This window comes from Hydrogenovibrio sp. SC-1 (assembly GCF_002848135.1).
In the GTDB taxonomy this organism is placed as follows: Bacteria; Pseudomonadota; Gammaproteobacteria; order Thiomicrospirales; family Thiomicrospiraceae; genus Hydrogenovibrio.
Map to the genome: position 1 here is coordinate 1 of NZ_PKGB01000025.1, position 21,323 is coordinate 21,323.

General features: G+C 43.4%; 18 protein-coding genes. 11 read left to right on the forward strand and 7 right to left on the reverse strand.

From position 1 onward, the window contains the following. A partial coding sequence (locus tag CYQ88_RS10560; RefSeq protein ID WP_143483790.1) for a hypothetical protein occupies window positions 1-804 on the reverse strand: 804 nt, incomplete at its 3' end. Between the two features lie 235 nt (window positions 805-1,039). On the opposite strand from CYQ88_RS10560, the gene CYQ88_RS10565 reads away from it, so the two are divergent. Together CYQ88_RS10565 and hisI are read left to right on the forward strand one after the other, a co-directional pair. After that, window positions 1,040-2,119: a 3'-5' exonuclease gene (locus tag CYQ88_RS10565; RefSeq protein WP_101841313.1), complete on the forward strand. Its 1,080-nt coding sequence runs from the start codon at window positions 1,040-1,042 to the stop codon at window positions 2,117-2,119. 25 nt (window positions 2,120-2,144) lie between these two features. After that, the gene (hisI, locus tag CYQ88_RS10570; RefSeq protein WP_101841314.1) at window positions 2,145-2,588 is read left to right on the forward strand and encodes a phosphoribosyl-AMP cyclohydrolase; all 444 of its coding nucleotides are present in this window, start codon (window positions 2,145-2,147) and stop codon (window positions 2,586-2,588) included. Between the two features lie 57 nt (window positions 2,589-2,645). Here hisI and truD read toward each other — a convergent pair whose 3' ends face one another. The 4 genes from truD to CYQ88_RS10590 all read right to left on the reverse strand — a co-directional run bounded on the left by truD (window position 2,646) and on the right by CYQ88_RS10590 (window position 5,989). Beyond that, window positions 2,646-3,686: a tRNA pseudouridine(13) synthase TruD gene (truD, locus tag CYQ88_RS10575; protein ID WP_101841315.1), complete on the reverse strand. Its 1,041-nt coding sequence runs from the start codon at window positions 3,684-3,686 to the stop codon at window positions 2,646-2,648. Window positions 3,687-3,778: 92 nt separating this feature from the next. Continuing rightward, window positions 3,779-4,234: a hypothetical protein gene (locus CYQ88_RS10580; RefSeq protein WP_101841316.1), complete on the reverse strand. Its 456-nt coding sequence runs from the start codon at window positions 4,232-4,234 to the stop codon at window positions 3,779-3,781. A 28-nt stretch (window positions 4,235-4,262) separates the two neighbouring features. Beyond that, window positions 4,263-5,174 carry a Tim44 domain-containing protein gene (locus CYQ88_RS10585; RefSeq protein ID WP_101841327.1) on the reverse strand — a complete coding sequence of 304 codons (912 nt, stop codon included), beginning with the start codon at window positions 5,172-5,174 and terminating at the stop codon, window positions 4,263-4,265. Window positions 5,175-5,413: 239 nt separating this feature from the next. After that, window positions 5,414-5,989 (reverse strand): class I SAM-dependent methyltransferase, encoded by a 576-nt coding sequence (locus CYQ88_RS10590; RefSeq protein WP_101841317.1) that lies wholly within the window; start codon window positions 5,987-5,989, stop codon window positions 5,414-5,416. A gap of 126 nt (window positions 5,990-6,115) precedes the next feature. Here CYQ88_RS10590 and rep point away from each other — a divergent pair, with 126 nt between their 5' ends. The 5 genes from rep to CYQ88_RS10615 all read left to right on the forward strand — a co-directional run bounded on the left by rep (window position 6,116) and on the right by CYQ88_RS10615 (window position 13,116). Further along, on the forward strand, window positions 6,116-8,149 hold the full coding sequence (rep, locus tag CYQ88_RS10595) for a DNA helicase Rep (RefSeq protein ID WP_199170194.1): 2,034 nt from the start codon (window positions 6,116-6,118) through the stop codon (window positions 8,147-8,149). Between the two features lie 28 nt (window positions 8,150-8,177). Beyond that, window positions 8,178-9,368 (forward strand): iron-containing alcohol dehydrogenase, encoded by a 1,191-nt coding sequence (locus CYQ88_RS10600; RefSeq protein ID WP_101841319.1) that lies wholly within the window; start codon window positions 8,178-8,180, stop codon window positions 9,366-9,368. Between the two features lie 117 nt (window positions 9,369-9,485). Then, window positions 9,486-10,442, forward strand: a complete 957-nt coding sequence (locus CYQ88_RS10605; RefSeq protein WP_101841320.1) for an OmpA family protein — start codon at window positions 9,486-9,488, stop codon at window positions 10,440-10,442. A 15-nt stretch (window positions 10,443-10,457) separates the two neighbouring features. After that, a complete protein-coding gene (locus CYQ88_RS10610) occupies window positions 10,458-11,126 on the forward strand; it encodes a transglutaminase-like cysteine peptidase (protein ID WP_101841321.1) in 669 nt (222 codons plus the stop codon). 43 nt (window positions 11,127-11,169) lie between these two features. Next, window positions 11,170-13,116 (forward strand): EAL domain-containing protein, encoded by a 1,947-nt coding sequence (locus CYQ88_RS10615; protein WP_101841322.1) that lies wholly within the window; start codon window positions 11,170-11,172, stop codon window positions 13,114-13,116. A gap of 29 nt (window positions 13,117-13,145) precedes the next feature. Here CYQ88_RS10615 and CYQ88_RS10620 read toward each other — a convergent pair whose 3' ends face one another. Then, entirely contained in the window at window positions 13,146-15,299 is a 2,154-nt protein-coding gene (locus CYQ88_RS10620) for an ABC transporter substrate-binding protein (protein WP_101841323.1), read from the reverse strand. Beyond that, on the reverse strand, window positions 15,296-15,994 hold the full coding sequence (locus CYQ88_RS10625; protein WP_101841324.1) for a response regulator transcription factor: 699 nt from the start codon (window positions 15,992-15,994) through the stop codon (window positions 15,296-15,298). Before CYQ88_RS10625 ends, CYQ88_RS10620 begins: the two co-directional genes overlap by 4 nt. A gap of 346 nt (window positions 15,995-16,340) precedes the next feature. Between CYQ88_RS10625 and CYQ88_RS10630 the strand changes: the two genes are divergently transcribed. From CYQ88_RS10630 to CYQ88_RS10645, 4 genes are all read left to right on the forward strand, one after another. Then, a complete protein-coding gene (locus CYQ88_RS10630) occupies window positions 16,341-18,518 on the forward strand; it encodes a type I secretion system permease/ATPase (protein WP_101841325.1) in 2,178 nt (725 codons plus the stop codon). Further along, the gene (locus CYQ88_RS10635) at window positions 18,515-19,948 is read left to right on the forward strand and encodes an HlyD family type I secretion periplasmic adaptor subunit (RefSeq protein WP_233188876.1); all 1,434 of its coding nucleotides are present in this window, start codon (window positions 18,515-18,517) and stop codon (window positions 19,946-19,948) included. Before CYQ88_RS10630 ends, CYQ88_RS10635 begins: the two co-directional genes overlap by 4 nt. A gap of 55 nt (window positions 19,949-20,003) precedes the next feature. Continuing rightward, a complete protein-coding gene (locus CYQ88_RS10640; RefSeq protein WP_101841326.1) occupies window positions 20,004-20,621 on the forward strand; it encodes a response regulator transcription factor in 618 nt (205 codons plus the stop codon). A 15-nt stretch (window positions 20,622-20,636) separates the two neighbouring features. Then, the coding region (locus tag CYQ88_RS10645; protein ID WP_158236043.1) for a TolC family protein at window positions 20,637-21,323 on the forward strand (687 nt) is incomplete at its 3' end.

Here is a 21,323-nt window from a genome sequence, read left to right on the forward strand (position 1 = left end):
ATCAATTTTGGTTAATGACTGTAAAAAGTCGGAATAACGCACATCTCTCAAATTCAGTTTAACCGTTTCATAAAAGGCTTTGGGATCTTTTTTCAATGCGAGCATGGCATCGTCCACCATTTTTCTAAGCACCTTAAACTGTTCTTGATGCCGCTCTAACGTAGCTTGTGTTGTAAAGAGCGCATCTATAACCACCAAGTCATCGATACTGGCGGTGGATGCAATTTCTTTAAAGCCGTTGCTTTGTAGTTGGTATTGGTAAGGATCATAAGTCACAATAATCGTCGCTGCATCGTGATCTTTAGCATTCAGCACCGAAATTTCCGCCTGATCCCGATTGTTGTAGTTGATTTGCGCCGTGATTTGATGTTTTTCTATAAAGTCCTGTAACAAAAAATTGTTTATGGAATCCAATTCTAAATAGGCTTCGATTTGTTGAGTTTGCTTGATTGCATCAATAGATCGGTTGGCCAAAATCATATCGCCGCCATTGGAACGATCAAAGAACAAAATTGGCTTTAACTGCGGAATCTTATTCACCAACATCTGATACTCGTATTGAGTACCAACATAGGCATCAGCACTTCCCGCTTCGTAGAGGTACATATTTTCAGCCAGAGAGACCACATGGGTTAGCTTAATATTGTAGGCCTCCAACCAGCCCTTCTCTTTGGCATAAAACAGCGGAACATACCCAATCCAGGTCGTACTAGAAATTTTTAGGCGCTCGTATTCGGTCTGACTAAAACAGGCTGACAGTAAAAGCAAAATACCGAGCACCCCTGCCAACTTGATTGATTTCATCCAACCCTTCCAAATTGCTGCTTTAAATTATTGTTACCAACATTATAGAAACAGCCCCTTCAAGTCAATTTAAAAAAAACCATACCCATATAAAAATTGTTATTTATTGATTTTTCTTAAAAAATTTGACCATTATGGTTCCTTATGGACTTGCAACGCGCTTTAACTTTCCGCCCATGAGCGAATCAAACTGCTAAAATAGCTTTCTTTTATAGCCTAAGAATCCCTATTAACCATGAGCCAAGCCCAATTAATTTTTATCGACAAGCGTAACCAACCCATTAAAGAATACATTGTGGCGGTCGCCGCTTCTGATGGACTCAATATTAAAGGGATTCAAGTCATTGCCTCGCCAGCAAAAGGCGAAAAAGCACTTTTGAGCGCGACCCTAAAAATTCCACCTTTGGAAGCGTTACAATTCAATACAACTCATATTGTCAAAGACATTCTCGCCAATATGGTGGTCGGTGAAGAAACGATGACGGTTGAAGCCTTTATTGAGAAAGCCAGTGATGACGAAGCTGTCAGAAAATCGCTGACGAAATCCATTAAGAAGTTGAAAACCAAGCTCACGGATCTCATTAATGAATTCACCAGCTCAGAAGTCCTCAATCTTATCCAGGAACGCCGTAATGATGCACTGTTTAAACTCAAGGAGCATGACCAGGCACTGAAAGGCAAAAAAGTGGTGTGTATTGATATTGAAGCCACCGACATTTGCACCAAAGAGTCAGCGGATATTATTCAAGTTTCAATTTGCGACCTAGAAGGCAAATCGTTGCTTAATCAGTTAATCAATCCAGGGTATGACATCCCAGAAAACGACAAACATAATATCTGCACGGAAATGGTGAAAGATGCCCCCTTCTTAACAGAAGCTTGGCCGCAAATCCATGACGTGTTAGCCGAAGCCAATATTGTTTTAGCCTACAGTACGGAATCGGATTTTGCGTATTTGCAAAAAAGTGCCGAAAAGAAATTACTGCCTTTCACCCTTGACTATAACGATTGGTTGGATGCTGCTGAACTGGCAAAGGATTTGGTTGGCGCGCTTCGTTGGCAATCTGAAAAAATGTACTGGTTTTACAAAACACCAAAATTGACCGATGCTTTTGAAAAAATACTAGGCAAGCCTTTTCCTGGAGATGCTCATGATGCACTTGCTGATGCCCGCGCAACGGCCGAATTATTTCTCGCTATGCTTGAAAAAGGGCGAAAATCTCAAGTTGCGATAAAAAAAGCGCCCGTTGTTAAAGAAACCATTTCCAATAACCCTTTTGCACAAGCCTTTGCCGCAGCCAAACGGAAAAGCTAACCCGCGAATAACGTTGAGAAGCACTATGTCAGAGTCGTTGACCTTTAAACAACTTGAAAAAGCTCAGCAAGGAGATCAGTTTGACTGGCCCCAACTGCTGGAAAAAGTCCGATTTGACGATCAAGGACTGATTCCAGCAATTGCCCAACAGCATGACACTTTAGATGTGCTAATGATGGCTTGGATGGACCGTCAAGCCTTGCTAGAAACACTCCAAACCCAGCGTGTCTGTTATTGGTCACGATCTCGTCAGGCATATTGGCGCAAAGGAGAAGAGTCAGGACAGATCCAACAATTAAAAGAGTTGCGCTTTGATTGTGATGGCGATGCGATTTTATTATTAGTGGATCAGACTGGACCGGCTTGTCATACGGGCCGTAAAAGTTGCTTTTACACTGCCATTCACGACACTCACGCAGACATTCTGAGCAACCCGATTATCTCACCTGAAAAACTCTATCAAAAATAAGCTTAATGGATACTAAAAACCACCAGGCCTGGTGGTTTTTAGTCAGGTTTAAGTCGTTCAAGTTGCTTGCGACAAATCAAACAGTTCCCGTATCACCATCGTGGCATAACTACCCGCTGGCAACTCAAATCCAATCGAAAGCGTTTCTGAATCTACCCATGCCCAGTTCATCTTCTTGGGTAATACTCTTAATGCGCGACGTTCTTGTTTTAAACCGAGCTTTTCTAACCCTGCCTGCCAGATAGGGTGCTGGTCAATAATCGTTTGCTCAAGCTGTAACGCTTCCAGCTGTGATGGTAGTTGGCCACGACCAATTAAAGCCCCTGTCGGATGAAGATCACCGTCAAGTACTCGCTGGGCTAACTGAACATCCCCATCATCAACAAACCATTTTTGAGACGCTTCCAGTTGAAACACGTCGCCATCAATCGCTCGATCCCAAGTAGCTTGATCGACTCGCTGACTTAAAATTTCATTAAAAATCCACGACCGCGCAGCCGAAATATATAAAGATTTTTGATGGCGTTTGGGGGATTTAATTTGACCTTCAAACAGTGCCGTTGCCTTTTGCAAGTTCTGAAACGCTTGTCCAAAGCGCTGCTCACCAAAATAATTTGGCACCCCATTATCACGAAGGGTTTGTAGTCGTGCGTCCAATACAGCTACATCGGCTGAGACGTCTCTGAGCGTTAATTGAAAACGGTTACCCGATAAGCCACCGGTTTGCAATTTACGGTGATGGCGTATCGTCTTTAAAATTCGCACGCCAGCCACGTCTAATGTTTCTGGACTGGGATCTGCCCGTCCAGGGAGATGACAACTCATCCATTGACGCGTTATAGCTTGACGATCCTTTTTACCCGCGACCCCAACTTCTCGCGGCGCAATGCCCGCCCATTTTGCGATTTGTTTGGCCACCCAGTCGGTGTTTTGTCCGACCTTTTCCACCCAACACCAAAGATGCTCACCAGCACCCGACAACTGATAGGCAATCTGTTCGGTAACATCAAAATCACTTGGGTCGGCTTTTAATGTCGCTGTGGCCTCTGGCTTACCATAGGCATAATCTAGCGTTTGTAGAGGGGATAATGTACTCAAAGGACTCTCTTTATCAGGGCTTTAGTACTCAAGCCTTATCGGTAAAACTGCCCAGGCCTGGGCAGTTTTTGGGATGAAATAATACGGATTATTTACAGGTCTTTAAATAATTTTTCATCAATCGGTAATTCTTTACCTTGTGGTTTTGAATTATAAACCTGAATCAGTACCTGGTTGATATTGCCGGGTATCATATAATCTTTAATCATTTGTCGCGCACCCAAAGGCGAGCCACGGTGAATATAGTTATATAGATTTCGCAAGTGACACTTATTGCCCGGATCTGATGCCAAAGGCCGCAACATACTTCCCCCATCCAGTTTATAAGATTGGTGGGTAATGATTTTAACTTTGTGATAATACTCAGCGGACAAAGGTTCTTTAAAGCAAATTTGAATCATGCGATCAAAGTTTCCCGAACCGCCATCTAACGTATCAATAAATTTAACAGAGGCGATTTCGACAGGGGGCTTTGAGCAGCCTGTGATTATCAAAGACAATGATAAAACGACCATTATCAAACCATGCTTTTCAATCATCGATTTCATTATTATCGCCCCCTAACTTTCGGTAATCCTATTGTTGAATGCCCGCAATTTGCCAGTTACCCGACCCTTCAGCTAAACGGCGAATATGCCAAACTTCGCTAAAGGCATGGGCATCGGCTCCGGCACTTTCTTTTATAAAGCCACTGAAACGAACACTGACCACGAAATAATCGCCATCAATGGACATACTGGCCGTTTCAGCATTTAATTCATCCACTTCGGTATGATTGGCACCTGGAGTTAGACCAGCCATTTCGGTTTGCAAAGCAGCAAATAATTCTGGCGTACAATAAGACTCCAACTCTGAGACATCCAATGCATCCCAAGCTTTTTGCACAGCAATAAAATGACCTTTTGCCCCATCAACAAAGGCGGCTTCATCAAACCAGGCAGGTGCGACTAATAAGTTATTGGCTTCATCCGAAACGGCAGAACCAATCAAACTACCACCGGCATTCGGATTATAAGAAGGCGTTGAGGCGGCAGCTTCACGTTGCTGAGGCTCAGCTTGAACTGGCGGAGTGTGCGATGGTTGGACCGAAGAATCTGGATAAGGCGCGCCTGCATAAGCTGCAGAACCCGCTCGGCGACGCCTAAGGAACATCCAAATGCCCACACCGATGAGCGCAAACAAAAGCATATCCATTATCTGCAAGCCATCAAAACCATCGCCAAACAGCATCGCAGCCAAAAGACCGCCCGCAGCCAAACCCGCTAGCGGGCCTAAAAAACGAGACGCCCCAGATGCTTTAGCGCCCGATTTAGCAGCGGCGGCACCCGCGGCTGGTGCTGCCGGCTTGGCCGCTGGTGGCGTATTTTTATATTGTTTAGGAGCCATTTTTTTGGAATACCCAAAACTCTTGCCTACACCAAACCGCTTCGCTTCAGCTGCTTGTAATCCAAATACCAGTAACGACAGGGATAAAATCCAAAATTTCATGACTTGCTTCATTTTCTACCTTTTACAATTGCTGAACGAATCAGGGCGATACCAAATTAAAATACGGGATAGATTATTCTACCTGTTTCAATTTGGATTTGCACGAAACGCCCAATCGAACAAAGGGAACGCCAAAATTGATCGTTTAAAAACACTTAAGTGCAAACTTAGACGCACTCCCTAAGATTTAATTACATTGAGACAAATCAATCTATTCTAACTATGAGTCTTTCAATAGATTATTTGACACATCTCGAAATGGTGTAATCCTTCCCTTGTTTCACTTTTTCATAATTGCCAAACACGTCCATAAAATTACGTTTCATATACTGGCGCAAGCCATTAATCGTCACCACCACAAACTGTCCACCAGGCGCCAGCTGTTGATGAACATCATGCAATAGGATTGACAGCATTTCCTTACCCACTTTAGCTGGGATATTAGAGACCACCGTGGTAAACCTTAATTCACTGGGCACTGCACTCAACCCATTTGATAAATAGGCTTTGGCATGAGACAAACCATTGATTTGGGCATTTTTATTGGCATAGTCTACCGCGACAAAGTCCTTATCCACCATGTGAACTTCACCCTGACTACTTGCCGCAATGGCTAACCCTATTGGCCCGTAACCACATCCAATATCCAATGCGACTTCATGTTCAGAAAGCGTTAAGTGCCTTAACAGTAGAGTCGTACCTGCATCGATTTCTCGAGGGCTAAAAATGCCCCAGGTGGTATGAAAGGTCAGAGGCCTCCCTTTTAACTCAGATTGAAAAACAATATCCTGTTTAAGTTGGGCGATGTTGATCATGCCATTTCCTAGTATTAGAAAGTTGAATTTAGTGTCGCTTTCTGTCGATTTGAAAGCGATGATTTTGATATGATATGCGCCCGTTATTGTATCTTTTTTGTAAGGCTCGCGAATGGATTTCCCACTATGCATGGACTAAATGATCGTCAATTGAAAGGTGTCATGCACATTGAAACCCCTGCCTTGGTTTTAGCAGGCGCCGGTTCAGGCAAAACCCGTGTGATTACCGAAAAAATTGCCTACTTGATTCGCAAGCATGATATTCGTCCCCATCATATCTATGCACTCACCTTTACCAATAAAGCGGCAAAGGAGATGAAAGAACGGGTCAGTAAACTGCTGAAAGACGACCCCAGCAAAGGCTTAAATGTCTCTACTTTTCACAATTTGGGTCTGAATATTATTCGTCAGGAATACAAAACTCTTGGCTACAAGGCGTCCTTTTCAATTATGGATGCCACCGATACCAAACAGATTCTTAAAGAGTTGATGAAAAAGCAGCAACTAAGTGAAGAAGAGTTGGACGGGGTTCAGTGGGATATTTCCAATTGGAAAAATGGTCATATCAGCCCTCAGCAAGCGCTAGAAGAAGCGGAAGACAACTTGCAACAAGCACGCGCCATCCTCTATGACTATTACCAAAAGCAACTTCACGCTTACAACTCCGTTGACTTCGATGATTTGATTGGCTTGCCGGTTCGACTGTTTCAAGAACACCCCCATATTTTGGATAAATGGCAAAACAAAGTCCGTTATTTATTGGTGGATGAGTATCAGGACACGAATGCCGCTCAATATGCACTGGTTAAGCAACTGGTTGGTGTGCATGCCAAATTTACCGTGGTTGGGGATGACGACCAGTCGATTTATGCCTGGCGTGGTGCACAGCCTGAAAACCTTGCGTTGCTGCAACAGGACTTTCCAAATTTGGAAGTCATTAAACTGGAACAAAACTATCGCTCCAGCAATCGAATTCTAAAATCAGCCAATGCCCTCATTGCTCAGAATCCACACGTTTTCGAAAAGCAACTCTGGTCTGAAATGGGGATGGGAGACCATCTAAGGGTTTTAGCTTGCTCCGATGAAAACCATGAAGCCGAAAGGGTGATTTCGGAAATCATTGTGCATAAATTCAAACACAAAACCCAGTTTAAGGACTATGCCATTCTCTACCGCGGTAATTTTCAATCGCGACTGTTCGAACGAGCCTTACGTGAGCAAAACATTCCTTATAAACTGTCGGGCGGTCAATCCTTCTTTGACAAGACTGAAATCAAGGACATCATGAGTTACCTGAAACTCATCGTCAACCCAGACGATGATGCCGCTTTTTTGCGCATTATCAATACGCCGCGACGCGAAATTGGCGCCTCAACTATCGAAAAACTGGCCCGCTATGCAACAGGGCGCAATATCAGCTTGTTTGACGCCACCCAGGAACTGGGACTCAGCACTCAACTGAGTGAAAAAGCTTTAAAACGAGTTCAGCACTTTGGACAACTACTGTTATCTTGGGCACAAGAAGCGGATGCCAAGGAAGGCATGGACGTCATTAGCTTTATCCGACAACTCATTGAACACATTGAATATGACAACTGGTTACAAGAGACCAGTAATACACCACGCCAAGCGGAAAAACGCATTGAAAATATTCGTGACCTTTTTTTGTGGATTGAACGAATTCTTAAAAAAGCCGAGGAAGAAGATGGCGAGTCGTTGCGATTAGAAAAGATTGTTGCACACATGACATTAATGGACTTGATGGAACGCAACGAAGACGACACTGAATCGAATGAAGTCACGCTGATGACACTACATGCATCGAAAGGGTTAGAATTTCCTCATGTCTTTTTAATTGGGATGGAAGAAGAACTGCTACCCCATAAACAGAACTTAGAATCCCCCGGCTTAGAAGAAGAAAGACGCTTGGCGTATGTCGGCATTACTCGAGCACAGCGCAGTTTAACAATGACCTATGCTAAAAAACGCAAAAAATATGGTGAACTGATCTCCTGTGAACCCAGCCGTTTTTTAAACGAACTCCCTGAAGAGTGTATCCAATGGGAAGGAAAACCAGGAGTAGAACGCTCGCCTGAAGAACAAAAAATGCTCGGCAATGCCCATTTAGACAATCTCAAAGCCATGCTCAATGCCACCTAACTGAACGTCTGCCAGAAAGGAGCTCCACATGCCAGCCACAATCGCCTCGTTTACCCTTGCCAATCAACCTAAAATCCATTTTCAATGGGATTGTTTATCGGCTTTAACCGAATCCATCGGTCAAAAACAGTGGCATTCAGTCGTCGTTATTTCCAGTCAATTTTTAGCCAGGCCTGGGCAATTTTCTGACCAGTTCATTGCAGGTTTACAGCAAGCAGATTGTCGCGTCACCGTCTTTACGATTACAGGGGAACCCTCTCCTGAAACCGTTGATGCCTTAGTAAAGGCTTGTCCAAAGGATACACAAGGGGTGATTGGGATTGGCGGGGGCAGCGTATTAGATACCGCTAAGTCGGTGGCAGGTCTGCTTCCCAGTCAAACCTCGGTGCTTGACTATTTGGAAGGCGTTGGCCAAGGTCGCCCGTTTACAGGCCCAATCTGTCCCTTTATTGCGGTACCCACCACGGCTGGCACCGGTAGCGAAACCACCAAAAATGCCGTTCTCTCTCGATTGGGGGAATTTAAAAAATCTTTTCGCGATGACAAGCTATTGGCACAAGAAGTGTGGCTGGACCCGCGTTTTTTAGAAACCTGTCCTGGCAAAGTTCGCTATGCCACGGGCATGGATGCCTTTACCCAATTACTGGAATCCTATACTACCCTAAAAGCCAACCCCTTTACCGATGCGCTGGCTTGGCAAGGCATGCAACTGTTTCAATCTGTGAAGACTGAGTTTCTCGCCCAACCGTTAACCCCCTCAAATGACCTCTCCAGCCACCTGATGCTGGCAGCGAGCTTTTCGGGCATAACACTCGCCAATGCGGGCTTGGGTGCAGTTCACGGGCTGGCTGGTCCGATTGGTGCGTTTTTTGAAGCGCCGCATGGCGAAGTCTGTGCGGCATTGCTGGCTCCGATTACCCAAGCTAACCTCAATGCCTTACAGGCTAATCCAACACCCGAAGCCACTCAGACCCTAAAAAAATATGCTCAAATTGGCCAACTCTTTAACCCGAATGCTCAGACCGAAGCACAACAATTATCCAGTTTAATGGAGACGTTGACCGAACTGGCTGCCCCCCTTCAAGGCTTATCCAATTATGGCTTAACCCCCAACAACCTAGAGCCAGTCCTTAAAAACTGTCGCGCAGGCAGTATGCTTGGTAATCCAATCCCGTTAACAGATTCAACACTATACAATGCAATTCTAGAGGCCTTATAACTGCAAAAATGGGACTCGTTGGCTAACTGAGTATAAAACTGAGCGAATATTTCAATTCTATCGGAATTATTGTAAAATCGCCGATAGCTTAATTTTTCCTATAAACAAGGCTTCCCCATGTCCGTAACTCAGCTCTCTCAATCCTTCTTTATTGGCTGCATCGTTGTTCTATTTACCCTCCCTGCTTCAGCCAAGGACAACCAGCCCATGACACATATAGAAGCTGGCGTTTACACTCTGACACAAATCCAAGAAGGCCCGAGTAAGGTTGCTGATCGCTATCAAGACTTGGATCAAGATGGGGTTGAGGATGCCTTAGACCATTGCCCGAATACCACACCAGAACAATCAGTGGATGCATTGGGGTGTGAGCCTGACACTGATAAGGACGGTGTTTATGATCGTTTGGACCAATGCCCGGAAACGCCAAGAACCATTACCGTTAATTTTCTCGGCTGTGAGGGCGATGAGGATATTGACGGTGTTTTGGATAGCAAAGATCGTTGCCCAGGAACCCCGTTAGGCACCAGAGTCAATTCTTATGGCTGTAAACTGGAAACAGACGATGACCAAGATGGGGTTCAAAACAATAAAGACCAATGCCCGAATTCACCACCAAATTCCATCGTCAACCAATATGGCTGTAAACCAGAAGAACAGGTTATTACAAATATCATCTTTAATACGGGCTCTTATGAAATTCGTGCCGACCAGAAAGCCATTCTCGATAAGGATATTAGTCGTCTAAGAGATGTGACGACTGAGGAAGTGGTTGTTATTACTGGTCACACAGATGACCGTGGTTCAGCGCAAAGTAATCTAAAACTGTCTTGGAATCGTGCAAACTCCACCAAAGACTACTTTGTAAAAACCTTTAACTACAACCCTAACCAAATTTTGATATTGGGTAAAGGGGAGTCAGAACCAACAGCAACCAACGATACGGCTGAAGGTCGCCAATCAAACCGACGCATTACCTTCTCCATTATGGATAAGCGAATCATCCCCAAAGATGTCCGTTTGAATATCCCAAATGAGATGATGCATTACAACCGTTATCAAAATAGACCCTAATCAAGAGGGTGCGGTATGGCACTGACTCGATTAACAAGCTGGCTGTGGTTGATCCCGCTAGTCAGTGCCATTGGCTTAGGGAGCTATCCCTTGGCTGCCACGTCACCACAACAGGTCGTCACTCAAAAAGACCTTCAAAAAGCGCAAAAAACCTATGGCATCCTTGCAAAACGCCGCTTGGAAGCCTGGCAAAGTTTAATCGATAAGTATGCACAAAAACCTGAGCGACTGGTGCTACAAAAAGTTAATGATTTTTTTAACCAGGCCAGGTTTACCAATGATCTCGAGTTATGGGGAAAAAGTGATTATTGGGCGACACCTTTTGAGTTCTTGGGCATTGATGCTGGTGATTGTGAAGATTATGTCATCGCCAAATATTTTACGCTAAAAGCGATGGGGGTTGATGAATCCAAACTCTATCTGACGTACGTTAAAGCAGTTCGTCTAAAGCAAGCACACATGGTCTTGACCTATTTCAAAACCCCAAAATCCATCCCTTTAGTCTTAGATAATCTGACCGACCGCATTCTAAAAGCAACACAACGCAACGACTTGATTCCGATTTACAGCTTTAATGGTGATGGCTTATGGCTATCGAAACAGCGCGGCAAAGGCCAAGCAGTTTCAGGAGGCACCGACCAATTGAAAAACTGGAATCGACTATTACAAAGGATGGCTCCGTGAACTTTTTTCACCCCCCTCTCACTCAACATAAAGGAATCTGCTCATGAGTTTGAGTAAACAAATGATCATTTTTATCGCGACCCTACTGATTGTCTTGTTATTGGGCACATTTTTACTGAACCTCAATAATACACGGACTTTTTTAGAGACTCAGTTGCAGTCTCATGCGCAGGATACCGCGACCTCATTGGGGCTATCCCTCAGTTCCGTCGCCGACCCAGAAGAACCCTCCAGCATGGAAACTATGGTCAATGCGGTGTTTGACCGTGGCTACTATCGCCACATTACCATTGAAGATGTTGAGGGCGCATTAATTTACAAAAAAACCAATCCGAAGCATATCGAAGGGATCCCTCACTGGTTTATTGAACTCCTGTCCATCGAAGCACCTGAAGCTAAAGCGCTGATTCAAACTGGCTGGATGCCGATTGGCAACTTGGCTGTCCAAAGTCATCCAGGTTACGCCTATATTGAACTGTGGAATACCGCCAAAAACTTATTGTTATGGTTTAGCTTGGCTGCCCTAGTGGCCATATTCTTAGCGATGACAGCTTTAAAATTCTTATTGCGCCCACTCAAAGCGATGGAGCAACAAGCAGAAGCCATTGTTCGGAAAGAGTATCTACTACAAGAAGCGATGCCTAGCACAACCGAGTTCAAACAAGTGGTTTCGGCAATGAATGTCATGGTTTCAAAAATGAAAACGGTTTTTGACCGAGATGCCCGACATGCCGAAAAATTACAAAAAATCGCTTATCAGGATAGCGTCACCGGCCTCAGCAATCGTTTACATTTTGAAATGAACATTGATGCCTTATTAGACAAAAATACCGAAGCCGCGGCCGGTGCCATTTGTTTAACCCGCATCGAAGAACTGAAGTCTCTAAATGACCAATTTGGCTATTTGGTGGGCGATAAAACGGTGAAGATGATTGCTGACAAGATGAAGCAGCTTTTTGCCGATGAGGACGCTCTGTATGCGCGTCTCAATGGCACGGAATTGCTTGTCGTCATGCCCAACCATAAAGCAGATACGCTAGTGACCTCAGCAAAAGTGTTAAGCCAAGCGATGCCGGAAATTCTAGCCTCCTTGGAAATTGAAACAGCAGCCACCCAATTATCAGTGGGTTTAATTGACTATGAGCCAGGAACCACCCGCGGTGCACTATTATCTCAGCTGGATTTTGCTGTTAAAAAAGCTGACCAGCAGCCTGACGGGGAACGCTACTATTATCACCCTCAAGACAATACCCCACAAAGTCACCTAGTATGGCATGATCTATTAGATCAAGCCATTCAACAACAGCAATTTATTTTATTCCAGCAAATGGCCTTTGATGCAAAACAACAAATCCATGAACGCGAGCTATTAATTCGATTGAAGGACGAGGATGGCACCATTCATCCTGCTGGATACTTTATGCCTGCGGCACAGAAACTTCATAAAATTCAGGTCATTGATAGAATCGTTATTCAGCTTGCCATTGAAGCTTTACCGAAACTTACCCTACAAGCGGATGAACACTTGAGCATTAATCTATCTCGTGCATCCATTTTAGAGGAAGGCTTTTCGGATTGGTTATTGGAAAAAATGACGCCGGATATCGCCCATCACTTCGCGTTTGAAATTGCTGAGAATCTAATGGCTTCAAACCCCGTAACCGTCACCCAGCTCATTAATGACCTGAAAAGTCGAAAAATCCGGGTTGGCTTAGACCAGTTTGGTAATCAGTTTGGCAATATGGGATATTTACAGTCGCTACGTCCAGACTACATCAAACTCAATGCCTCCTTCACCAAAGGCATTGAACAGGACGAGCAAACCCACTCTTATGTCTCAAGCTTAATTGAAATGGGCCAAACGCTCGATATTGACATTATTGCAATGTCTGTCGAAACCGAAACCCAGATGAAAGCCTTTCAAGCATTAGGCATTACCACGGTTCAAGGCTACTTCTTTGGCCCACCAAAGCCGCTATTGAAAGTGTAAAGGCCGTTAAGCCGTAGCCGATGTAAAGACTATACTCGAAATGGCAGCAAAACACTGACTTCAAGTCCACCTTCGGGATGGTTTAAAAGGGAGATGGTGCCGTGATGCAGGGTGACGATGTGGTTAACAATATATAGCCCCATACCGGTTCCAGTGGTTCCGGACACCTTGTTGCTTCGAACATACTTGCCAAAAAGTTTATTTTGTAGCTTAGCGTCAATGCCATCGCCTTGATCTCGTACAACGATTTTAATACCCTCATCAGTGCGACTTACCGATAAAGTAATATCCAAATCATCGGGTGAGTACTTAATGGCATTCGACAACAAATTATTTAACGCCACTTGGATTAAATCCCCATCCCAATATACCGTCATACACTTCTCGAAATTATCAGGGTTTTGAAAAACAATGGTACGTGCCGGAAAGAGAGAATGATGTTCTTCTAGTACCGATTCAAATAACTGACTCAAAACAATCTCGCTAGCATTCAGTTGCCAGGCATCGCTATTAAAACGATCTGCAATATAAACCTTATCCATAAATTCGGTAGTGCGAGTGATCGCACGATTGATTCGATCCAACACTTTTTGAGGAATCGGTTGATTATTTTTCATATGCAATAAAATCAACTGAACGTTTTGCGAAATAATGGCGAGGGGGGTACGGAACTCATGAGAAGCCATCGAGAGAAACTGTTGGTGGTCCGCTAAAGTTTGCTCCGCATCTTCTTTTGACTGTTTTAACGCTCGCTCTAGTTTTGCAGATTCTGTCATGTCTTTTACAATACAGATGACCCCATCGACTTGGTTATACAAGTTATATCGGGGGCCAATATGCCACAAACATTGAATAGTCTCCCCAGACTGAGTCGTATTATTGTTAACTTGGCTAATAAACGATTTTCTTTCTAACGCACTTTTAAGCGCCTTCTCAATATTGTCATGAACAGGTTCATCATCAAATAGACGCGTGATACGGCATCCCAAAATCTCATCCTTTTGCCAACCAAACAACTGTTGCGCCGCTTGATTCCACTCACAAATGCCCTTGTCTTTTCCCAAGACGATAAATGGTAGGGGGGCTAATTCCAGCATATTTTGATAATTGTGCCGACTGTGCATCAATTGTTTTTTAATACGAAAAATATAAATTAAAGTACCCAACGCTACGAGCAAAACCACAAAAAAGAGGCCAATCGCTATATAGTAGGGCGTTAGGTCAATAGGGGATTCGGTGTCAGAATATAAAAAAGGATCCAGTTCAAAATCATTCGGCAACATCTTAGCCTCTGTATAAACGTTCACAATACTTTGCCAACGTCCCTCATTCATATAGCCAGGATGAATAACATCTACCTTCATCAGATGAGCCATTTCTTGCGCCTCATAACGCAAAGCCTCGACCGAACTATGGGGGCTATATTTTTTTTTGATCAGTTCAATGATTTCCTCAGGATGAGTCATGGCATATTCCCATCCTTTTAAGCTGGCTGCTTTAAAAGCCCTGACCCTTTGAGGGCGATTAGCGATCATTGCTTCGGTGGTAAACAGGTTATCACCATAAAAATCAATCCCCACAGATCTTGGTGAAAAAAGCTGGTATTCAATACCAAGTTGATCCATTAGATAGGGCTCGGTCGTCGTATAGGCAGTTTGCGCCGCGATTTCGCCCTTTATGAGCTTTTCAATATAGAAGTCATGGCCTTCAATTTCGACTTGATGAACCTCAATGCCTCGCGATTTTAAATAGGCGACTATCTCACTCGAACCGGACTCAATCGCAATGGGTTGTTGCATAATGTCGTATAGTGTTTTAAATACCTTGTCTCTTTTGGCAATTAATACTAAAGGGGAATACTGGAAAATAACGCCCAGTACCACCACCTTTTCTCCTTGCGCACGACGCAACAATAATTCAGAAGTACCAACACCAAAATCGGCATTTCCCGACATCACCTCAGACACAGGGTCTAATTCAGCATTGGCGGCAATTAAAGTGACATCCAGCCCAACATCTTTATAAAACCCTTTTTCAACGGAGGCATAATAGCCAGCAAATTGAAATTGATGTAACCATTTCAATTGTAGCTTTACAGGAATTAACTCGGAAGATGCCGCCACAAAACCCACCTTTGCAAACAGCATCATGATTAAGAAAAACCGCCAATATCGATGATTCATTTTACGACACCGATAGCTTCAAAGAATTTGATATGATTAATTGGCACGGCTTTTAAAGGCAGAGCCTCTTGGGTTTGGTTAAGAACCTTTTTGCGCAGTCGACTCAGCATCACATCCATTCTGGCATAATGATAAGAACCTGAAGGCAAGTTAAATAACAACGCGATACCATCTCGGTGACAAAAACCTTGATGCATTGCCAAATGTTCTAACAGCAGCGATTCTCTATGAGTCAATTCAACTTGCTTATTTTGCGGGGTACTTAATTCTAGTAAACTGGGATAGACGGTCCAACACGTCTTGGGTTCAAAAGGAAAATGCTTTTGACGTGTTCGAGAAACCGCTTCAATATTAGCGATCAATTCTTCCATATTAATCGGTTTAGAAAGGAAACGATTTGCACCCTGCTTTAATGAAAAAAGTTTGTCCGCATCGCTATTTGAGGCGCTTAGCACGATAATATCAAATGCATAGTCATTGTCTGACTGATTAAGGTGATTTAATAACGACAATCCACTCTCACCAGGTAGTCCAATGTCCAACAATACTATGTCTATTGGCTGATCGATCAAACGCTGATAAAATTTTTCCAGACTGTTTGCCGTTAAAACCTGATAACCACAAATTGTCAAATATTCATACATTGAAGCTAATAAGTCTTCATCATCTTCAACCAATGCAATTCGCGGTAACATCTATAATCCTCTTTGGTCATTGACAAAGCTATTTTGCCATACTATTTGACCCATTTTGTTGATATGTCGGCTCTGTGTAAGGAAGTGTAAGTTGCAAATACTCTAGGTTTACACTAAAGTGAAAGATTATATTAGGCAATAACCGCTTGAAACGTAGAGCAGAAGCAAGCAAATAAGAATTTATTTTTGTTGTATAAAGGGTTTTGATACTTATAATAACGGATAGAAAACTTGATTAAAGTCAAAAGACTCTAAAAAAAACATAACGTTGCAACATCTAATTAAAAAATATAACAAATATTAGGTAATGTTATCTCAAATGCGCTCGGAAACTTAAACAGATATAATGACTTCTAATGCACTCGACCACGGCACGCAAGATGACACCACTTTAACAACGGGACTCATTGATTTTGAAGATCCGTTATTAGAGTGTTTGGTGCTATTCACCAAGCTCAATCGTCGTCCTTTCTCAAAAGATTCCCTTATAGCGGGGCTACCCGTTACCTCGGGCGAACGTTTGTCTCCTGAGCTCTTTATTCGAGCGGCTGAAAGAGCCAATATCGTTGCAAGTTTTAAAAAACGCCGCCTTGATGAAATTTCAAACCTCATTCTACCGTGCATTTTAACCTTGAAAAATAACCAGGCCTGCTTACTGGAAACGCTAGACTGGGACAATAACACCGCAACCCTTGTCCTGTCAGATGCGCCGGACGGCCGGGTTGCCGTAGATATCGATAAATTGCAAGATGACTACTTAGGCTACGCGGTTTACTTTACTGAAAAGTTCCAACAAGCTTCCAAAAAAGAAAGCCTGATTGCCAGCCGTAAGGGACACTGGTTTTGGCATACCTTTTGGGATAATCGTGCCGTCTATCGCGATGTCATTATCGCTTCGATTGCCATCAACCTGTTTGTATTAGCCAATCCGCTATTCGTGATGAATGTGTATGACCGCATCGTTCCGAACAATGCCGTTGAGTCTTTATGGGTATTGGCCATTGGTATCAGTGTTGTCTATCTTTTTGACATTTTATTGAAATTTTTACGGTCTTATTTCCTAGAAATTGCCGCTAAAAAAAGCGATGTCATTATGTCCTCCAAGCTGTTTGAACAAACTCTTGGTTTAACCATGGCGAATCGTCAAGGTTCAATTGGCGCCTTTGCTAATAACCTAAAAGAGTTTGACAGTATCCGAAACTTTTTTACCTCTGGTACCATCGCTTCGGTCGTTGACCTGCCATTTGTCATTATCTTTTTATCGGTTATTTTCTTTATCGCCGGGCAAATCGTATGGGTACCGATAGGCATCGTGCTGGTTATTTTAGCTTACAGTTTTATATTGAGAAAACCGATTCAAAAAAGTATCGAAGCCTCTTATGAGGCTTCGTCACAAAAGAACTCTGTCCTGATTGAAACGCTATCCGCAATGGAAACCATTAAATCGCTTGGTGTTGAAGCCCATTCTCAATGGAAATGGGAACAAGCCGTTGGTCAAATTGCCAAAGCCAGCCTAAAATCTAAAATGCTACAAAGCTCAATTGGTCGCATGACGGGATTCATGCAGCAAATTAGCACCGTATTGATCATTATCTCTGGAGTCTATCTAATTAAAGATGGCGACCTAACCATGGGGGGATTGATTGCCACGGTCATGCTCAGCCAAAGAGCCATCGGACCGATGGGACAGTTCGCCAACTTAACGTCCTCCTACCAGCAAACCAAAACCTCGCTGGATGCCCTCAATACATTGATGCAACAAGAGGTAGAACGCCCCACTAACAAACGGTTTATTCAACATCCCATATTTGAAGGGACAATTGAATTTATTGATGTTAAATTTACATATCCTGGAGAAACCAAACCAGCCCTAAACGGGGTTTCTTTTAAGATTGAAAAAGGAGAGAAGGTTGGTATCATCGGTAAAATGGGGTCTGGGAAATCCACCGTTGAAAAACTGGTGCTTGGGTTTTACCCAATAGACTCAGGAACCATTCTTATTGATGGCATTGATATTAGCCAACTTGATCCCGCCGAATTGCGCCGCAATATCAATTATGTTCCGCAAGATGTCACCCTTTTCCGAGGGGATGTCAGAGAAAACATTGCTTACAGAGCCCCTTACGTTGAGGATTCTGAAGTGCTTAGAGCGGCTAAATTAGCCGGAGTTGACGATTTCATCAAAACCCACCCTGCGGGCTACAGCTTACCCATTAATGAAGGCGGCACATCACTGTCTGGTGGACAACGCCAAAGTATTGGCGTGGCAAGGGCGCTACTATTGCAAGCTCCCATCTATCTATTTGATGAACCAACCAATGCCATGGATGCGAAAACTGAGCAAACCATGATAGAAAGACTTAAGAAAAACACGCTTCCCAATACCAGTATTGTGGTAACACACAAAATGAGCCTACTTCAGTTGGTTGACCGTTTAATCGTGATGAATAATGGCAAAATCATTGCGGACGGACCTAAGTCGACCGTATTAGAAGCGCTGAAAACGGGACGGATAAACAAATGACCGATCAACACCCAATATTGGCGAAAATCGGGCGTTTGAGAAGCGCTAAAGATAGAGCGAACAACCAAGCGACCGACCCAAACTCGCTCCCTGAAAAGAAGAATCCACATGCACTTGATGAAAGTGATTTGGAATTCATGTCCAGCCTTAGTCAGGCCGCATTGGAAAAGCCCACCCTTAAATCGCAATTAATGGTTTGGGTTATTTTCTTAGTCCTAATATGGCTTCTTATTTGGGCCAATATGGCAGAACTGGACAAAATTGTACGCGGCGAAGCAAAGGTTGTCCCCTCTTCTAAAATACAGGTGGTACAAAACCTTGAGGGCGGCATTATCGAAAACATCAATGTCCGTTCCGGGGATGTCGTCTCTAAAGGGCAAGTCCTGCTTAAGCTCGACAATACTCAATTTTCCAGTTCTTTTGGCGAAACAGCTTCTCAGCTTTATGACTTACAAGCACAAGCTTCGCGATTGTCTGCTCAAGCGAACAATACCGATTTCAAAGTGGCTATCTCAGATAGTGACCCTGAAATGAAAGCAATTTTTGAGCGTGAAAAAACCCTTTACCAACACCAATTACAACAACTGAAAACCACCCAGCGGATTTTGAATGAAAAGGTCATCCAAAGCCAGTCGGAATTGGATGAAGCCTACAATCAGTTTGAACAACTTTCCAAATCTTACGATTTGCTCAAACAAGAAATCAATATTATGGAACCACTGGTCAGACAAGGGATTGCCTCCGAAGTCGAATTACTCAAATTACGACGAGAAGCCAATGATGCTTATTCCTTACTGAAAACGACTGAGAATTCCATTCCAAGATTAAAATCCGTTATCAAAGAGGCAAAGAGCACCAAACTTGAAGCAGAACAAAAATTCCGAAATGAAGCGCGACAAGAGCTCAATACTGTGCTCGCTAAGCTCTCACAGCTTGAAAGCACTAAACTAGCACTTGAAGATCGAGTTCGTCGAACCAACATTACCTCACCAGTTAATGGAACCATTAGTGAGCTATTGGTAACGACTATTGGTGAAGTCGTGCAACCCGGGAGTGATATTGTTAAAATCGTACCGATGGACGACTCTTTGGTATTGGAAACCAAAATTCTGCCCGCGGATATTGGCTTTTTAACCCCCGGTTTAAAAGCCAAGGTCAAATTTACCGCCTATGATTTTGCAATCTATGGCGGTTTAGAAGGTGTGGTTGAAAAGATCTCTGCGGATACCATCCAAAACGAAGAAGGCGACAGTTTCTATATTGCTCGGATTAAAACAGATAAGAACATTTTGGGCTCAGAAGAAGATCCCTTACCACTGCTACCTGGGATGATGGCAACCGTCGATGTCATCGTGGGTAAACATACCGTATTGGATTATTTACTGAAACCTATTATCAAAGCTAAAGAGCTCGCGCTTAGGGAATCTTAATGCAACGGATTAAAGTCAAACTCAACCTATTTCAAAGACGGAAGCGACAGTCAATATGAAACAGTTGCAACTTTTTGTTCAAGAACCGCAGGCTTTAAAGAACTGGTCGAATGTGACGACTTTGCCTAAAAAAATCCTTTATTCCTTACAATTATCACCAAAGGAATACACTGTTGATGAAAATTTATTGCTAATTCAACTGCTTCCTGACGCAAGCAATCAATTAGAGGTCGAAAATTTACTCAAACAGCAGTATCATATCCTCTTGTTTTCAAATATCCCATCTGCTCAAGAAGGCATGCAGTGGTTTCAAAAAGGCATCAAAGGCTATTTGAACACCTTTGCGCATCCTGACAGAATTGAACAGGCTGTCAGCACCATTTTGACAGGGAATATTTGGCTGGGTCAAAGTGTGATGCAATCAATGATTCAGGCCATATCAAATCAATCTTCTCCAGTAAATGAAGGTTGGAAAGAAACATTAACGGAGCGAGAGATCGAAACGGCAGACTGGATTTTGCAAGGCAAAAGCAATTTAGAAATCGCCAACGCAATGAATATTAGTGAACGAACTGTCAAAGCGCATGTCCATAATTTATTGGAAAAGCTAGACGCGAAGGATCGTTTGAACTTGGTGATTAAGATCCAAAACTGGACTCGTGAATCAAGTTAGGAAATGGAATACTGAATGAAGTTAACTTTCATGAGAATCGTCGTCTCAACCTTTCTAAGCTTGTTAGGCATTTCCCAACCGGTATCAGCACTAACCTTATCAGAAGCCATTGAAGATGCCATTATTAACAATCCCGAATTCCGCCAAGAAGTCAAAGCCTACCAAGCCGTAGAAGCGGAAGTTAGATCCGCAAAAGGTGGCTTTCTTCCCGTCATTGACCTCAGTGCAGGGATAGGACATGAAGAAGTTAACACCCCTTTAACCAGCAGCAGTGGCTTAATGCGTCGTGAAACCGCCATTCGTTTGACTCAAAACTTATTTGAGGGTTTTAGTACCGAGTCTGAAATCAAGCGATTAAGCTATCGCATGGATGCTCAAGGCTACCGCGCGCAAACAGCAGCCAATGATGTCGCGCTTAAAATGGCTGAAGCCTATATCAGCCTATTGCGAGAGCAAGAATTGATGGAGTTGGCAGAAAGTAACCTTGACACCCATATCAAGCTCCTTGACCAAATTGAGAAACGGACTGCTGCCGGCATGGGAAACCAAGTCGAAGTCGATCAAGCTAAAGCCCGTTTAGCTTTAGCGCAAGCCAATTTCAGTTCTGCAAAAAACAATTATTTTGATGCTCGCTCCGCTTTTCATCGTGTACTGGGGCGGGCACCGGATGAAACCATTATCAAACCAAAATTTCATTATCCT

What these genes read in the sequence shown, in the direction of transcription:
- CYQ88_RS10565 (WP_101841313.1), top strand. Translation starts at nt 1,040, where the DNA reads ATGAGCCAAGCCCAATTAATTTTTATCGACAAGCGTAACCAACCCATT.
- hisI (WP_101841314.1), top strand. Translation starts at nt 2,145, where the DNA reads ATGTCAGAGTCGTTGACCTTTAAACAACTTGAAAAAGCTCAGCAAGGA.
- CYQ88_RS10580 (WP_101841316.1), bottom strand. Translation starts at nt 4,234, where the DNA reads ATGAAATCGATGATTGAAAAGCATGGTTTGATAATGGTCGTTTTATCA.
- CYQ88_RS10585 (WP_101841327.1), bottom strand. Translation starts at nt 5,174, where the DNA reads ATGAAATTTTGGATTTTATCCCTGTCGTTACTGGTATTTGGATTACAA.
- CYQ88_RS10590 (WP_101841317.1), bottom strand. Translation starts at nt 5,989, where the DNA reads ATGATCAACATCGCCCAACTTAAACAGGATATTGTTTTTCAATCTGAG.
- rep (WP_199170194.1), top strand. Translation starts at nt 6,116, where the DNA reads ATGCATGGACTAAATGATCGTCAATTGAAAGGTGTCATGCACATTGAA.
- CYQ88_RS10600 (WP_101841319.1), top strand. Translation starts at nt 8,178, where the DNA reads ATGCCAGCCACAATCGCCTCGTTTACCCTTGCCAATCAACCTAAAATC.
- CYQ88_RS10605 (WP_101841320.1), top strand. Translation starts at nt 9,486, where the DNA reads ATGTCCGTAACTCAGCTCTCTCAATCCTTCTTTATTGGCTGCATCGTT.
- CYQ88_RS10610 (WP_101841321.1), top strand. Translation starts at nt 10,458, where the DNA reads ATGGCACTGACTCGATTAACAAGCTGGCTGTGGTTGATCCCGCTAGTC.
- CYQ88_RS10615 (WP_101841322.1), top strand. Translation starts at nt 11,170, where the DNA reads ATGAGTTTGAGTAAACAAATGATCATTTTTATCGCGACCCTACTGATT.
- CYQ88_RS10620 (WP_101841323.1), bottom strand. Translation starts at nt 15,299, where the DNA reads ATGAATCATCGATATTGGCGGTTTTTCTTAATCATGATGCTGTTTGCA.
- CYQ88_RS10625 (WP_101841324.1), bottom strand. Translation starts at nt 15,994, where the DNA reads ATGTTACCGCGAATTGCATTGGTTGAAGATGATGAAGACTTATTAGCT.
- CYQ88_RS10630 (WP_101841325.1), top strand. Translation starts at nt 16,341, where the DNA reads ATGACTTCTAATGCACTCGACCACGGCACGCAAGATGACACCACTTTA.
- CYQ88_RS10635 (WP_233188876.1), top strand. Translation starts at nt 18,515, where the DNA reads ATGACCGATCAACACCCAATATTGGCGAAAATCGGGCGTTTGAGAAGC.
- CYQ88_RS10640 (WP_101841326.1), top strand. Translation starts at nt 20,004, where the DNA reads ATGAAACAGTTGCAACTTTTTGTTCAAGAACCGCAGGCTTTAAAGAAC.